General features: G+C 57.3%; 10 protein-coding genes. 4 read left to right on the top strand and 6 right to left on the bottom strand.

The genetic code is table 11. The features are described from left to right. Positions 1-18: 18 nt before the first annotated feature. From U2949_RS02905 to U2949_RS02890, 4 genes are all read right to left on the bottom strand, one after another. The gene (locus U2949_RS02905; protein WP_321286061.1) at positions 19-1,905 is read right to left on the bottom strand and encodes an ABC transporter ATP-binding protein; all 1,887 of its coding nucleotides are present in this window, start codon (positions 1,903-1,905) and stop codon (positions 19-21) included. Next, positions 1,905-2,789, bottom strand: a complete 885-nt coding sequence (locus U2949_RS02900) for an ABC transporter permease (protein ID WP_153230464.1) — start codon at positions 2,787-2,789, stop codon at positions 1,905-1,907. The genes U2949_RS02905 and U2949_RS02900 overlap by 1 nt, the downstream gene beginning before the upstream one ends. Further along, positions 2,786-3,799 (bottom strand): ABC transporter permease, encoded by a 1,014-nt coding sequence (locus U2949_RS02895; protein WP_026483510.1) that lies wholly within the window; start codon positions 3,797-3,799, stop codon positions 2,786-2,788. Before U2949_RS02895 ends, U2949_RS02900 begins: the two co-directional genes overlap by 4 nt. An 82-nt stretch (positions 3,800-3,881) precedes the next feature. Next, positions 3,882-5,402 carry an ABC transporter substrate-binding protein gene (locus U2949_RS02890; protein WP_226348409.1) on the bottom strand — a complete coding sequence of 507 codons (1,521 nt, stop codon included), beginning with the start codon at positions 5,400-5,402 and terminating at the stop codon, positions 3,882-3,884. Between the two features lie 163 nt (positions 5,403-5,565). Between U2949_RS02890 and U2949_RS02885 the strand changes: the two genes are divergently transcribed. Next, positions 5,566-6,075, top strand: a complete 510-nt coding sequence (locus U2949_RS02885) for a V4R domain-containing protein (RefSeq protein ID WP_321286057.1) — start codon at positions 5,566-5,568, stop codon at positions 6,073-6,075. After that, positions 6,068-6,748: a GntR family transcriptional regulator gene (locus U2949_RS02880; RefSeq protein WP_321286055.1), complete on the top strand. Its 681-nt coding sequence runs from the start codon at positions 6,068-6,070 to the stop codon at positions 6,746-6,748. The genes U2949_RS02885 and U2949_RS02880 overlap by 8 nt, the downstream gene beginning before the upstream one ends. Before the next feature lie 26 nt (positions 6,749-6,774). Here U2949_RS02880 and bla read toward each other — a convergent pair whose 3' ends face one another. Both bla and U2949_RS02870 read right to left on the bottom strand, forming a co-directional pair. Next, positions 6,775-7,650, bottom strand: coding sequence for a class A beta-lactamase (bla, locus tag U2949_RS02875; RefSeq protein ID WP_321286053.1), 876 nt, complete (start codon positions 7,648-7,650; stop codon positions 6,775-6,777). A 96-nt stretch (positions 7,651-7,746) separates the two neighbouring features. Further along, positions 7,747-11,352, bottom strand: coding sequence for a YhdP family protein (locus U2949_RS02870; protein ID WP_321286051.1), 3,606 nt, complete (start codon positions 11,350-11,352; stop codon positions 7,747-7,749). Positions 11,353-11,452: 100 nt separating this feature from the next. On the opposite strand from U2949_RS02870, the gene glnE reads away from it, so the two are divergent. Both glnE and U2949_RS02860 read left to right on the top strand, forming a co-directional pair. Next, positions 11,453-14,209: a bifunctional [glutamate--ammonia ligase]-adenylyl-L-tyrosine phosphorylase/[glutamate--ammonia-ligase] adenylyltransferase gene (gene glnE, locus U2949_RS02865; protein ID WP_321286050.1), complete on the top strand. Its 2,757-nt coding sequence runs from the start codon at positions 11,453-11,455 to the stop codon at positions 14,207-14,209. A gap of 102 nt (positions 14,210-14,311) precedes the next feature. Next, positions 14,312-15,010, top strand: coding sequence for an epoxyqueuosine reductase QueH (locus tag U2949_RS02860; protein WP_257722740.1), 699 nt, complete (start codon positions 14,312-14,314; stop codon positions 15,008-15,010). The last annotated feature ends 153 nt before the right edge of the window (positions 15,011-15,163 follow it).

The raw sequence follows: 15,163 nt of genomic DNA, 5'->3' as shown, positions 1-15,163 counted from the left end.
ATACGAGTAAAACGGGATTCAGACCGCCATAGCGGGTACTAAGGCGGGTGCAGCCTCACTCACGATTTGGGATGGACAGTCCAAAGGCGCAGGCCAGATCTGGCTGGAATCATCCGGCGGCACACTGCCCAGCAAAAGACGGGTATAGGGATGCTGCGGGTCAGCAAACACCTCGGCAGTATTTCCTTGCTCTACCACTTCACCGTTTTTCATCACCAGCACTCGTGTGCACAAATAGCGAATCACGGACAAGTCGTGCGAGATGAACACCACCGCCACGCCCAACTCCTTATTCAGTCGCAGCAAGAGATTCAAAATCAGCGCCTGCACCGACACATCCAGACCGGACACAATCTCGTCCGCCACCAGCAGACGCGGCTGCACACATAAGGCGCGGGCAATGTTCACGCGTTGCTTTTGCCCGCCGGACAGCTCCGAGGGAAAACGCAAACAGGCATCCTGGGCAATGCCCACCTGCGCCATCAATTCATCGGCTTTCTGACGACGCTGCTCGGGCGTCATACCCGGCTGCAACTCCAGCACCTGCGTCACCAGCTGCTGCACGCTACGACGTGGGTTCAAGGCCGAGTCAGGGTCCTGAAACACCATCTGAATCGTTTGAGACAAGGACTCGCCTTGCCCTTTGGCAAACTGCTCGCGGGACTGACCTTGCACCAGCACTTGCCCACCACTAGGTTGCAACAAGCCCACCATCAAACGGGCGACAGTGCTTTTGCCACTACCGCTTTCCCCCACCACGCCAACCATCTCGCCGGGACGCACGCTCAAGGACAGGGGCCGCAAGGCATACATCAGGCTGCGGCGGCCGTTGCGTGTGACTCGGTAGCTGCGCTCCACATTCTGGAACTCCACCAGCGGCGCGGACTCGTCAGACGGTCCTTGCGGCAAGACATGCAGCTGGGTTTGAGAGGCCGTATCGCGCGTCATACAGGGACCGGCACAACTTACCCAATGACCGGGTTTCACCGCTTCCAACTCTGGCGCGCGCTGTTCACAGACCGCATTACGCGTAGGACAACGACGGGCAAAACGACAGCCCGGCAGATCCCGCATGTCCTTCAAGCCCGGCATGATGTCGGCCAGCGACGGCAAGGCATACAAAGGGCCATTCAGTGCTGGCGTCGCATTCTTCAAGGCCCAGGAGTAAGGATGCAAAGGTGTATCCAAAACATCTGCAGCGGGACCTTGTTCAACCACATCCCCGGCATACAGCACGGCCACCTCGTCACAGACATGGGCAGCCATACGCAGATCGTGAGTGATCAGAATCACGGCGGTTTGATGCCGCTGCTGTACATCGCGCAGAATCCGGATGATTTGCGCTTGGGTAATCACGTCCAGCGCTGTGGTGGGCTCGTCGGCCACAATCAATTCCGGATCACCGGAAAAAGCCATGGCAATCAAAATGCGCTGACACTGCCCACCCGAAAGCTCATGGGCATAGCGCCCCAACATGGACGGCGGATCGGGCAGCCCCACCTCATGCAGACGCTCCAGGCAATATTGCTCGCGCGATGCGCGGGGAATGCCCAGTCGAGCCAAATGCTCGAACATCTGCTGGCGTATGGTCAGCACCGGATTTAGCGAGGACAAGGGCTCCTGCGGCACAAAAGCCACTTTGCGACCCAGCAGACGGCGCATTTGCGCACCCGTCACCACCGAACCCTGAAAGCAGACCTGCCCTGAGGACAGACGCAGATTACTGGGCAACATGCCCGAGATTACCCGCCCTATCATGCTCTTGCCCGCGCCAGACTCCCCGACCAGCCCCAAGGTACGACCTGCTTGCACTGCAAACGAGACCTTGCGCAGCAACTCTACCGATTGCCCTTGTACCGGCACCGAGACACTGACTTGCTTGAATTCAATAACCGGCACGCTCATCAGTGCGCTCCTCGTTGCTTGAGCCGAGGATCCAGCGTGGTGCGCAAACCATCACTCAGCAAATTGAAACCCAGCACTGCAAACACAATGCCAATTACCGGCGCCATCAGGCCCCAGCCCGCCTGGTAAATCTGGTCACGGCCATCGGCCAGCATCACGCCCCAGGCCACCACATCCGACGGAACAGAAAGGCCCACGAAACTGAGGATTGCTTCAACCACAATGGCCACGCCCATTTGCAGGCTGAACAAGGTGACGATCAGTGGCGCCACGCTAGGCAATACTTCACGCAACATGATGCGCAGATGAGAAAAGCCCAACAAATGCGCGGCATACACATAATCACGCTGACGCGCCACCAACACTTCCGCCCGAACCACGCGATAAAAACGAGTCCAGTCCACCAGCACCACAGCCAGAATCACGTTGAACAGGCCCGTGCCCAAGCCCACCATCAACATCATGGAAAACACCACGGGCGGGAATGCCATCCACAACACCACCAGGGAGCTAACTCCACGGTCGAACCAGCCACCGATATAGCCCGCCAAGATCGCCAGCACCGTACCCAGCACCATGGTGCCGGCGGCAGCGGTCACAGCCACCTGAAAGGCCACACGGCTGCCATAAATCAGACGCGACAAAATGCATCGGCCCAGCCCATCCGTTCCCAAGGGATACTGCGCCAGACCGCCCTCCTGCCAGGCCGGTGGCAAGAGTGTTGCCAGCAAATCCTGAGCATTGGGATCGTTGGGAGCCAGCAAGGGGGCAAACAAGGCCACCAGGGCAAAGATCAGTACCAAAGTGCCACCAACCAGCACCTTGGGATGGGCCAGCACAGGCCGCAGCCGCGCTTGCCAGAAAGAATGTGGATGCGCGCTCATGCGGACCTCAAACGTGGATTCATAACGCTGTACAAGCCATCGACACAGAAGTTGACAGCCAGCACCATCAAACAGAACACCAGAGCCACGCCCTGAATCAGAGGAAGGTCGTGGTTCTTGATCGCTTGCACCATCAGATTGCCGATACCGGGGAAGGAGAAAATGACTTCAATCAGCAAGGTGCCGCCAAACAAAAAGCCAAATTGCACGCCGATCAAGGTCAAGGTAGGCAGAGCGGCATTCTTGAGCATGTGCACCAAGAGCACTCGCCATTCAGGCACACCACGCAGACGGGCGACGTTCACGTATTGGCTGGTCGCCGTTTCGATCAGGCTGGAACGCAGGACGCGAATCACGATAGGGCTGAAAGCCAGGGCCAGCGCCAAGGCGGGCAGAAGCAGATGCGAGAAGGCATCCCACCAGGCTTGCCATTGACCCCGTACCAGCAGATCAAACAGCAAAAAACCCGTGCCGCCATCCACGGCGGGTGTCCCTTCCATCCGCCCCATAAAGGGCAAGACCGGAAACAGCACACCAAACACCACGATCAAAATAATGCCCCACAAAAAGGACGGCACTGACAGAAGCAGCACCAGCACAAAGTCGGCCACAAATTCGATCTTTTTCTTGTCCAGCAGGTATAGAACAATGCCGCCGGGAATGGATATCAACAAAGCCATCAACAAGCTGATACAGGCCAGTTCCAACGTGGGCGGCAAAGCCTGGGCTAGCAAACCTGTCACTGGCTGATGAAAGAAGATGGAGTTGCCCAGATTGCCGCGAAACACACCGCTCAACCAAACCTGGTACTGATGCAAGGCCGAACCATCCATGCCCAGCTCAACACGCAGTGCCTGTGCATCGGCTTCCGTGGCCGAAGGAGGCAGCATCATGCCCAGAGAGTCAGCGGGAATGACGCGCAGCATGAAGAACACGATCATGGACAGCAGGAACGCCGTCACCAGCACAAAGACGAGCTTGCGCGCCATCAGGAAGCAAACGTTTTTCATGAAGAGAACCGCAGGAGAAAATATGCCGGATCAAACCCGGTAGACCACCCCGCGGCACGATGCTGCGGGGTGCATGAAAGGCTTACTGCCAGGAATATTCCTGCGGCAGGATGTAGCCCGTCTGATAGGTGTTGAGCTTCAAGCCTTTTTTGTAGGCAATGGTGGAGATGGACTGCAGCACCGGCAGGCTCCAGGCCTGTTCCGCCGCTTCACGATTCAGCGCCTGATAACCGGCTACTCGCTTGTCCTCGTCCATCTGACGGTTCAGCTCATCCAGCGTGCCCGCCAGACGCTCTTCTTTCCAGGTGGAAAAACGCAGGCGCGGATCCAGAATGCGGCCCGTGAAAATCTCCGGATCGCCTGTTGCATTGGCCCAGCTGTACAGCATCACACCCGTCAATTTGGACGAATGACTCAGCTCCAGATACTTGGCCACGGTAATTTCCTCAACCGTGGTTTGCACACCAATCTGGCTCCACATTTGTGCCACCGCCCGGGCCACGTCGTAGTCCGATGGGAAGGTGTTATTGGTGGAGTACAAAGTAATGGTCAGCGGTTTTTCCGTGCTGTAACCCGCTTTGGCCAATTCCTCTACCGCTGCTTTCTTGTCGAAGGGAATATTCAGATCCGGTACATCACCAGGCGAGCCTTTGGTGGCCAGAACCGACAAGGGCTGGGCGACATTTTTGTAGAAGGCACGGGACAAGCCTGCTTTGTCGATCGCCATATTCATGGCGCGACGCACATGCACATCCTTGAAGCTGTCTACATAGCTGGGCATTTGCAGAATGTAGATCTCGCTATAGGGGTAGACCTTGGCTTCCAGCTTGGGATTCTTTTCCAGGCGGGTAATTTCGCGCACCGGAATCTGTACCGAGACATCTGCCCGACCGGACTCAACCGCAGCAACACGCGCCGAGGAATCCGGCACGATTTCAAACACGACCTGCTTCAGGTCTGGCGCACCTTGCCAGTAGTCCTCAAAGGCTTCCAGGGTGATACGGGAACCACGCTGATAATCGCTCAGCTTGTAGGGGCCTGCGCCAATTGGACGCTTCAGGAACTCCTCTTCCCCCACCTTCTCGAAATAGGCTTTGGGCAGGATATAGGCCGACAAGAAGGCCAGGCCTTTGGGGGCCGTTGGCGTGGGCGAGCTGAAATGGATAATGGCTTCCAGCGGGCCGGTGACTTCCACCGACTTCAGGGTGGGCAGCATTCCGTTCAGGGCCAGGGTTTTCTTGTTGATCGCACGATCAAAGGTGAACTTCAAGTCTTCAGCCGTCATGTCGCTGCCGTCATGGAATTTCACCTTGTCGCGCAGCTTCACCTTCAGGGCCTGACCTTGCTCGTCCGCCCATTCCCAGGACTCGATCAGACGCGGTGCCACCTTCAAATCGTCACCCACAAACAGGGGTGAATCAAACACGGCCTTGTAAATCGACTGGCCCGCCGGAAAGGTAACCGAGGTCGGATCCCAGGACGGGATATCGACCGGGAAAGCAATTTTCAACTCGCTCCCGGCTGCCTGGCTGACCGTCCCCCAGCCCATCATCAAGGCTGCCCCCAAGGCCAGCCCCATTACGCTTTTTCGCAACGCTTTCACCATTTGTCCCCTTTTGTTATGCACTTCATTCCAGCGTTAGTCCGCCTTGCGAAAAAGTATATAGTTTATTCTTAAATTAAATAGATAATGGTTTTCCCTATAATTTATTTGCTTTAATATCAATCTATTATCTAAAAACAAAACAATATACTTTTACTTTAAAATGACAGAATTCAGAGACAGATTTAGCTGGGATACGGCACAGGGCCAGATTTTGGACGACGATCGGCGCTACTTGATGATGCGTGTCGACGTGTTGATGGAGCTGTTTCGCCGGCTGGATGAACCCGCCCGAACACGGGCGCTAGATGCATTGGGGCAGGCCGTAATGGAACAAGGTGGTTTGTCAGCCAAGGCGTATTGGGAAGCCATCAATCACGACCCGCAGGCCTTGCTGCACAGCATTGCCGACATCTCGGCACAACTGGGCTGGGGGAGCTGGGACATTCAAACAGAGGCCACGGGATCCTTGCAGGTCCGCGTGAAAAACAGTCCCTTTGCATGGGGATTTGGCCCCCATGATCGGCCCCTGTGCCGCCCTATCGTTGGTATGCTTACAGCCGTCGGCCAACTGATCTACGATCAGCACGTCCAGGTGCAGGAAACACACTGCTGCGCACAGGGATTTCATGCCGACTGCCTGTTCACCGTCTTGCCCAAAACCAATGAATAAAACCCAGCCTGCCGCCCCCAAACTGAACATACGCCAGCAGGTCTACAAACACCTGCGCAGCCGCATGCGCAGTGGCGACATCAGCTATGACGACCGTCTGGTCGACCATGAAATTGCTGCTGAACTGCAAGTCTCGCGCATGCCTGTGCGCGAAGCCTTGCTGCAACTGACCAACGAAGGCTTGCTGGAGGGCACCTCGCGCGGCTTCATGCTGCGGCGCTTTACCCCGGCCGATATTGCGCAGATTTTTGAAATACGCATGTTGCTGGAGCCTGAAGCGGCCGCCGCTGCCTGCTTGCAGGCCAATCTGGAAGGGCTGGCCTTGATGAACAAGGCGGCCAATGCCTCAGAAAAAGCCCATGCTGCCGCCGACCCCATGCAATACATGATTGCCAACGATGCGTTTCGGGAAAGCTGGATTTCGCTATGCCCCAACCCGCATTTGAGCACCATGATTTTTCGCCTGAGTGACCACGTAGAAGCGGTACGTCTGGCCACCTTGCGCGATACGCGCTATCGGGAACTGTCCATGCAGGCGACCCGTGGCATCCTGCAATCCTTTCTGGACAAGGACCCAGAACAGGCACGCGAGCATGTACGCACGAATCTGCGCCATGCGTCCATGAGCTATTACTCGACACTGGATGAAATGCTGGAGCGTCAGACCGGCTAGGCATCCTGCCGGTGTTTGCCCGGTGATCAGGGCTGTGCTTTCTGATCCACAGCCGTTGCAATGGCCTTGCCAATCGTAGCTATGGCCGCATTGCGCTCTTCCATGGACGCCTTGGTTTCCGTGATGTAGATGGCCGCCACCAGCGGCGCACGCTCTGGCGGCCACATCACTGCCACTACACCGCGTGTGCCGTAAGCGGCTGCCCCGGTCCGGTCTGCCACGGTCCAGCTCTCAGGGACACCGGCCCGCAGCAAAGGCCCACCCACTTCGTTATGCGTCAGCCAGTCAATCAAGCGATTTCGATCTGGAGCTTTAAGCGCATCGCCCAGCACCAGACTCTGCAAGGTATGCACCATGGCTTGCGGGGTTGTTGTATCCCGTGGATCACCAGGCGTAGCTTCATTCAAGCTGGGCTCGTTGCGATCCAGACGCGTCACCGTGTCGCCCACGCTGCGTAGAAAGGACGTAATCGCTTCGGGCCCGCCCAGCATCTCCAGAACCCCATTGGCCGCAGTATTGTCGCTGTTGCGCATCGTGATCGCACACAAGTGCGACGCTGGCACATGCTGTCCTATCAAGTTTTCTGTCGTCGGTGCGTAAGATTGAATGGCCTCTTCCTTGACCAGCCAGGCGGTCTTCATGGCACCCGGCCCTCGGGCCAACAACGCCGCGCAGATCAAGGCCTTGCTGGTACTGGCCATAGGGAAGCGTTCATCGGCACGGTACTGCCACAACTGCCCATCTGCCGTATCCAGTACGACCAGACCGACACGGGCCTGCAAGGACTGCTCAACCGATTGTGCGGTCTGAGCCACAGGATGGGTTTGCGTACCAAGCGCCTGGAAAGACAGGCCCGCCATGATCAAGGTCGCTGCCAGTTGTTTCAGTCTTTGTGCGCTCATCGGCCCATCCTTTGCATAAGGGTTAAAACACGGAAATACCTTGCTGTGACCCTGACAAAAACCCACTCAGAACCGCTTTGGGTGAAGCGCTGGTCATCAGGGCTCGATCCGAGGCTGTTTCTCTTGTTTCGCGGTGCTGACCGCCGGCACCTCCAGCTCTTTCAGCTGCGGATCATCAATCTTGCCCGTGACGGCGTAAGTAACTGACAAGTGGCTGCTCATCGGGATCTGCATCAACCACTGCGTCAGCAAAGCCCCAACGCCCACCATCGGGTTAACGGCGAAATAAGCCGCAATCGCGGCACCACTCATGTCCAGATTCGGATTGACCACCGCAATCAAATCCAGCGTTTCGTCCTTGATATCAATCCAGCCCTTCAAGCTGATCGCCCCCGCCGGGCCCTTGATCTGATAATTATCCAGTTCCAGCTTGCCCTGCGACAGGTTCATGCGACCGGTCAGGCTATCGAATGCAAAGCCTTGTTTCACCGCCCCAAACAGATCCAGATCCAGGCGGCTCAAGCGCGAAATGGACTGTAAGCTAAGCAGTTCCAGCAATTTGGCCGAACGCGATTTCAGGCTGATAAAACGCCCTTTGTGCAAATCCACATTGAACTGACCACGAATGTTGCGCTTGTCAAAAGACCAAGGGAAGTCGCTCCAGAACAAGGCCGCCTGTACCGTGCCGTCACCATCCTGGATGGACTCGGTCAGCAAGCCGCTGACATCCACAAACTGTCCCAAATTGCTTACTTGGCTATTTGCCACCAACTCCAGCCCACGCTGCGGCCCACTCAATGCCAAAGAGCCGTAACCATGCAGCTGCATACCCTGAGCATTCAGAGAAATGTTTTCAAGCGTCCACTTTTGTCCCTTTCCAGCAGGCTTGCCCTTGGCTTCCAGCTTGCCAAAGCGCACGCCCTGAATCTGCAAATCATCCACCTTGAACGAGATCGCGGGCAAACGCAGGTCGTCATTCATGGGCAAGTCGGCGTCGGGCCAAGCCCAATCGGGCCTGCCACTGTCAATGTACAGACGGGAGAAGTTGGCATTGAACATGCCGGTGTAGCGGCCACCTTGATGCTGCGCCTGCAAACGCCCTTCAGCCTGCTTGGCCTTCATGCTTAGAAACAGTCTGCCAGCGGCATCTTCCGTGCTTTCCATTTCCAGCTGGTCCAGCAGTTGCCCTCTGAAAAACGCCTGATCCGCTTTCAAACGCACCCGCTCCAGCAAAGGCAGCAAGGGGCGGGCCGAAGGAGGTAAGGGACTGCCATCCAGATTCTGGCCAAACTCCCCCACCACCATTTCCCAGGCATCCAGGTCCATACGATCATAGCGACTATGTAATTCAAAACCGCGTTGGGGCCAATTCACCAATCCCGGTGTTCCCATGCTGCCACTTTGAAAGTAGCTGCCATCACGGGAACCTTGAGCATGCAGCAGGTTCAGCAAAAAGCTCTGTCTGTCCTCCAGGCTGATTTGCAGCCGATCCATCTTGGCGGCGGAATCGCTACTCCAATCCGCCTTCAGTTTGGCCGCACGCTCGGCAGGCTTGTGGAAAGGTTCAGGCAAATTCAGTGCCAAACCCGTCAGGTCGGACTCGGCACCCAAAGAAAAAGAACCCTTGGCATCCAGCTTCATCAACACGCTATAGGGAGTCTGACCCTGCAAACGCTGTAAACCCTTCAATTCCAGGTATTGCTCCAGCCCCTTGGCTGTCAGCAAACCATTCAGGCGCAAACCCGGTTTGCCGGGCTCCAGCACACCGCTGATCTGGGTGTCGCCGCCCAGCATCTTGCCCGTCAAGGCTTGGGCACTGACGCCTTTTTCATTAAAACTCAGCTCGCCCTTCAACGCTGTAAACGAAGGGGCTTCAGGCATGTACTGAAACTCGCCATTGTTCATTTGGATTTGGCCCTGTACCTGGGCATCATCAGCATTATCCAAAGGAATCTGCAACTTGACCGGTACGGTCCAATCCCCTTTGACACGGCTGTCGGCCAGCAAACCATCCAGCAAGGCATTCAAGGGAGACTGATGCACCAGGGCCAGATAACTGGTCGCCGGTGCCTGGGAGACACCTTCCAGCTTCAGAAAGCTGTTTTGCTCCAAGGAGGTAATGTGGGTCTGAATATCGCGCAGCACGATATCCTGCTGCTTGGCGATAGGCATGCGCGCCTGCTGGGCCACAATGTCCAGATTGTCGTTATGCATGCGTATGCTGCCCTGCACCCCTTCCAGACGCGGCCAGGCCAGCCGCTTGGGACGGGCGGGCTGATAATCCACAATTCCCTGATCCAAAGCCCCCGCCACTTCGAAGCTGCCATCCTCCGGACTCAAGCCATACGGGAAGGTATCCAGGCCGCCTTGCAGACGGATTGTCCCGTCTCGTACCGCCCCCTGCACCAGTCCGGCCTGCATCCATTCACGCGCCAGAGGATTGACCGTCAATGGCAGGTAATTCACCAAAGCCGCCAGATTCAGGTGCTTGAACTGCCCCTGCCAGTCAGCCACACCGGCCTCGAACTTGGCATCCTCACGCCAGCTGCCTGTTAATTGCGCATCCAGATCAGGATTACGCAAAGCCAGATTCATTTTGCTGACGCTGAGTCTGGCCTGCTCATCGCGGTGAACGGTGCCTTGGGCATTGAGCTGATCCACAGCCAAATACTGAGCAAACAAATCCGGCACACGCAGGCCGAAACCGTTCATCAACAAGGCCCACTGCACATCACCACTCTGCTTGCCTTGAGCCAGCGCCTGCATATCGCTCAGCCCACCCTCCAGCTCCAGATTGGCTTGCTGTAGTTGCAGGCGATCATCGCTATCGGTAAGCACCGCCACATCACGCAACTGGGCGGCCATCTGCATCTGTACGGTCTGGGCCGCTTTGGGCTGACTGGCTTGAGCGCGCACATCGACCCAGCCTTTATCCAACGCCACAGGCACATCCAGCCAAGGGCGCAGCGCAGGCGTATCCACCCCTTTAGCCTGCACTGTCATTTCCCAGGGCAAGTCCATCACATCCACGTTTTCGGACAGGCGACGCTTGCCCTGCACGCGCAAGGCTAAAGCCAAGGACTCGCCCAGATCGGCGGGCAAGGCCGTAGCCAGATTAACCTCGTGCCAGCCCTGCCTGTAGCCAATCTGCAATTCAATCGAAGGCAGACTCAAGGCAGGCGCGCCCCGCAGATCATCCTGCCATTGCAAGGACGTACCTTGAATGCGAATGCCGCGCTGCTCCAGCAACCAGCGAACCGGTCCTTGCCAGGCTTCGGGTTCGGACGGGACATTCTCATCATTCAGACCCAGCACCTGCCCCATTACCAGAATCTGACCCTGGGGGTCGCGCCGCACCGGGATCGTCAAACCTTGCACATCCAGCTGGCGCAATTGCAGCGAGCCGCTGAACAAGGACCTCCAGCTGATATCGGCTTGCAGTTTGGGCAGCTGCAACATGGGCTCCTGCCCAGGTTCTGCCAGCGACAGGTTTGTCACGGAAAGATGGGGATTCCAGCCCTGCCAGTCGCCTTTTAATTCTTGAATCTGGACTTGCAGGCCGGTTTGTTCGCTGATTTTCTGCACCAGATAGGGACGCAGATTGTCCAGCTGGGGCACAAGCAAATAACGTAGCCCGACAAGGCTTAGCATCAGCGCAAAATAGAGCACCAGCGCCAGTCGCACAAGCCCTCGAACTACCATGCAATCAATTCCCGAGTATAGTTAGATGCGGTCATTTCCGGCCTAGTCAGACAAGTCATTCCACTTGTCGTTCCCCCTTATCCGAAAAGCCTCTTATCGTATGAGCCAGTCCATTATATTGAAGCCCGTGATGCAATGGTCCGGCCCCTTGCGTCGAAAAGTAAACGCTCAGCCGCAATTTGGAACGTGGCTGCAAGAGCAAGCCCAGCACCCTGTCACCCCCGCACTGATTACGCAATGGTATAGGACTTTGCTGCCCGAACCCGATAATGATCGTCTGGCACAAGTGCGCCAGGCCTTGCGCCAACTGCGCGAGCGGGTTTTCCTGGTGCTGATGATCCGCGATATCAATGGCCTGGCGCCCTTGGAAGAAGTGATGCAGGCCATGAGCAGCCTGGCTGATCTTGCCGTGGCACAAGCCTATGAAACCGTGGCTCGGCAACTGGCTGACGTACACGGTATTCCTAAAAATTCGGAAACCGGCCTGCCCCAAGAGATGATTATTTTGGGTATGGGCAAGCTGGGCGGGGGAGAATTAAACGTTTCTTCGGACATTGACCTGATCATGCTCTACGACGAGGACGGCGAAACCGATGGTCGCCGCCCCCTGAGCTATCACGAGTTTTACGGCAAAGTAACCCAGCGCATGATGCCCGTGTTGTCCGATACGGACGCCTTCGGCCAGGTGTTTCGCACCGACTTGCGCCTGCGCCCGGACGGTGATTCGGGGCCGCTAGCCTGGAGCATGCAGGCCCTGGAAAACTATCTGGTCAATCAAGGCCGGGAGTGGGAACGCTATGCCTGGATCAAGGCGCGCCCCATCAAGGCCCAGGCCTTTGAAGGCAGCCGCAGCGCGGGTGATGTGCATCACTTCGAAGCGCTGCGTACCCCTTTTGTGTACCGCAAATATTTCGACTTTGATGCCCTGTCCGCCCTGCGCGGCCTGCGCGAGCGCATCCGTCAGGACTGGACACGCCGCGCCCTGAACCGCAATGGCGTGGAGACCTGGCACAACATCAAGCTGGGGGATGGCGGGATTCGAGAAATTGAATTTGTAGTCCAGCTCAATCAACTGATACGTGGTGGACGACAGCCTTCCCTGCAAACAACCAGCCTGCACAAGGCTCTGCGCGGTCAATGCGCAGCCGGTCTGCTGGACCAGGAGGTCTGCGACAAGCTGCTGGCCGCCTATACTTTCTTGCGACGTGTCGAACACCGCTTGCAGTACCGCGAAGACGAACAAACCCATTTGCTGCCCCAGGACGAGGAACTGCGCACCGAGCTGGCCGCCACCTTGGGTCTGAGCCTGCCCGACTTCGATGAACAGTTAGGCCAGCACAGAAAGTTTGTGTCGCATACCTTCCGCAATGCCTTCCGTCTGGCGGGTATGGGGGAAGAAGCCAGTGCCGAGCCTCCTGTAGCGGCAGCCCCCACCCTCGAAGTCAACAGCGCCGAGCAAGATCAGGCTTTGCGGGAACGCATCGAACAATTGCGTCAGGCACTTTTGAACAGCCATCGCCTGCGCAGCCTGCCCAATGCCAGCCTGGATCGCGTACAACGCTTGATCCCCTTGGCTGAGGACTACGCCTACCGCTCCGAAAACCCGGAAATGACAGCGACACGGCTCTTCAACCTGATCGAGCTGATCGCCCAACGCAGTGCCTATCTGGCTTTACTGGCTGAATACCCCGATACGCTGGCCCGCGTCGCCCGTATTGTTTCGGCCAGCCCTTGGGCCGCCCAGTATCTGGCCCAGTATCCGCTCCTACTGGACAGCCTGATCGAATGGCATTCGCTGATGGAGATTCCGGACTTTGCCGCCCTGTCCGAGCAAATGTGCCGCGATCTGGACGCGTGCCGCCTGCCCGATGGCCAGGCCGATGTCGAACAGCAAATGAACATGATGCGCGACTGGCAGCACCAGATCACCTTCCAATTGCTGGCTCAGGATCTGGAGGGCGTGCTGACGGTAGAAGCACTGGCCGACCAACTCTCGGCCCTGGCCGATATGATGCTGGCCGAAACGCTGGAGCGTACCTGGCCTCTGACGCGGCCCCGCAGCCTGGGCCCTGAACACGACACCCCGCCCCGCTTTGCCGTCATCGCCTACGGCAAGCTGGGCGGCAAGGAAATTGGCTACGCCTCGGACCTGGATCTGGTGTTTCTCTACGACGACCCCAGCCAGGACAATGTGGAGCGCTACATCAAGCTGGCCCGCCGCATGACCAGTTGGTTATCGGCCATGACCTCCTCTGGCCGCCTCTACGATATTGACCTGCGTTTGCGCCCGGATGGCGATGCCGGATTGCTGGCCGTCAGCGTGGATGCCTTCGAGCAGTATCAAACCCGCAGCGCCTGGTCCTGGGAGCACCAGGCCATTACCCGCGCCCGTTTTGTGACCGGGGATGCCCAGATCAAGGAACGTTTCGATGAAATCCGCCGCTCCATCTTGCTGATGGAACGGGACCGTCGCAAACTGCGCGCCGACATTCTGGACATGCGTGACAAGATCAGTGCCGGGCACCCCAATCACAGCGAGCTGTTTGACTTGAAACACGACCGTGGCGGCATGGTGGATGTGGAGTTCATCACCCAGTATCTGGTGCTGTGCCATAGCCGCGAGCATCCCAAACTGCTGGAAAACCTGGGCAATATCGCCTTGCTGGGTATTGCCGCGCAGGCGGGCCTGATCGCGGTCGACCATGCTCAGGAGGTGGCCGATGCCTACCGCGCCCTGCGCCGTCGTCAGCACGCTTTGCGTCTGGAAGGAGCAGAAAAAGCCCGTGTGCCGCAAACCGAGCTGACCCAGGAACGGCAGGCCGTTACGCGACTATGGGACGAGGTCCTGGGGTACTAAGGCAACAGATTGATTTCACTAAACTTTGCCAAGAATCTACAATAGTCGCATTGATTTATTGTGCGACCGACTCGGGACGCCTTTTTACTCGGATTCAGATTCATGTCCACTCAGCTCAATCGTCCAGTTTTAACCATGCCGGAGAAGCGCGAGAAATTGCTGCTGCACTCCTGCTGCGCCCCCTGTTCGGGCGAGGTGATGGAGGCCCTGCACGCCTCGGGGATTGAATACACCGTTTTTTTCTACAACCCCAATATCCATCCTGTACGCGAGTACGAACTGCGCAAGCAGGAAAACATCCGCTTTGCCGAACAGCACGGCATCGAGTTCATTGACGCCGACTACGACGTAGATAACTGGTTTGAACGTGTACGCGGCCTGGAACACGCTCCCGAGCGTGGCGAGCGCTGCACGGTCTGCTTTGACATGCGCTTTGAGCGCACAGCCCTCTACGCCCATGAAAATGGCTACGACATCATCTCCAGCGTGCTGGGTATCTCGCGCTGGAAAGACATGAACCAGATCAACGACTGTGGCGAGCGCGCCGCCGCCCGTTATCCGGAGATGAAGTACTGGACCTACAACTGGCGCAAAGGTGGCGGCTCGCAACGCATGCTGGAAATCAGCAAACGCGAGAATTTCTATCAGCAGGAATACTGCGGTTGCGTGTACTCGCTGCGGGACACCAACCGCCACCGCCGTTCGCAAGGCCGCCCTCGTGTCGAGATCGGTGTGAAGTTCTACGGCAAGGATGAACTGGACCTGACTCCGCCCCCAGCACCGGCGCGAGAGAACGCCTGAGCAAGGCCTGAACGGTCATCCCTACGGTCTCAATACATTTGACCAGGACGGTCTCTGCTTGACGGCTTCCCCTTATACGAACAGTGCATGGCTGAGCCATACCAAGTTTCTGAACAGCTTGGTCTTCGCCAAAACCCAAGTGGGTGGCAAAGT

It is taken from the genome of Alcaligenes phenolicus, from assembly GCF_032063905.1.
GTDB classification, from domain to species: domain Bacteria; phylum Pseudomonadota; class Gammaproteobacteria; order Burkholderiales; family Burkholderiaceae_B; genus Alcaligenes; species Alcaligenes phenolicus.
Note: the sequence above shows the minus strand (reverse complement) of the source record. Positions and strands in the feature narration are given on the sequence as shown.

Bases quoted from the DNA above. Each gene is read 5' to 3' on its own strand.
- bla (WP_321286053.1), bottom strand. From the start codon at position 7,650: ATGAGCGCACAAAGACTGAAACAACTGGCAGCGACCTTGATCATGGCG.
- U2949_RS02860 (WP_257722740.1), top strand. From the start codon at position 14,312: ATGTCCACTCAGCTCAATCGTCCAGTTTTAACCATGCCGGAGAAGCGC.
- U2949_RS02880 (WP_321286055.1), top strand. From the start codon at position 6,068: ATGAATAAAACCCAGCCTGCCGCCCCCAAACTGAACATACGCCAGCAG.
- U2949_RS02885 (WP_321286057.1), top strand. From the start codon at position 5,566: ATGACAGAATTCAGAGACAGATTTAGCTGGGATACGGCACAGGGCCAG.
- U2949_RS02900 (WP_153230464.1), bottom strand. From the start codon at position 2,789: ATGAGCGCGCATCCACATTCTTTCTGGCAAGCGCGGCTGCGGCCTGTG.
- U2949_RS02870 (WP_321286051.1), bottom strand. From the start codon at position 11,352: ATGGTAGTTCGAGGGCTTGTGCGACTGGCGCTGGTGCTCTATTTTGCG.
- glnE (WP_321286050.1), top strand. From the start codon at position 11,453: ATGAGCCAGTCCATTATATTGAAGCCCGTGATGCAATGGTCCGGCCCC.
- U2949_RS02905 (WP_321286061.1), bottom strand. From the start codon at position 1,905: ATGAGCGTGCCGGTTATTGAATTCAAGCAAGTCAGTGTCTCGGTGCCG.
- U2949_RS02895 (WP_026483510.1), bottom strand. From the start codon at position 3,799: ATGAAAAACGTTTGCTTCCTGATGGCGCGCAAGCTCGTCTTTGTGCTG.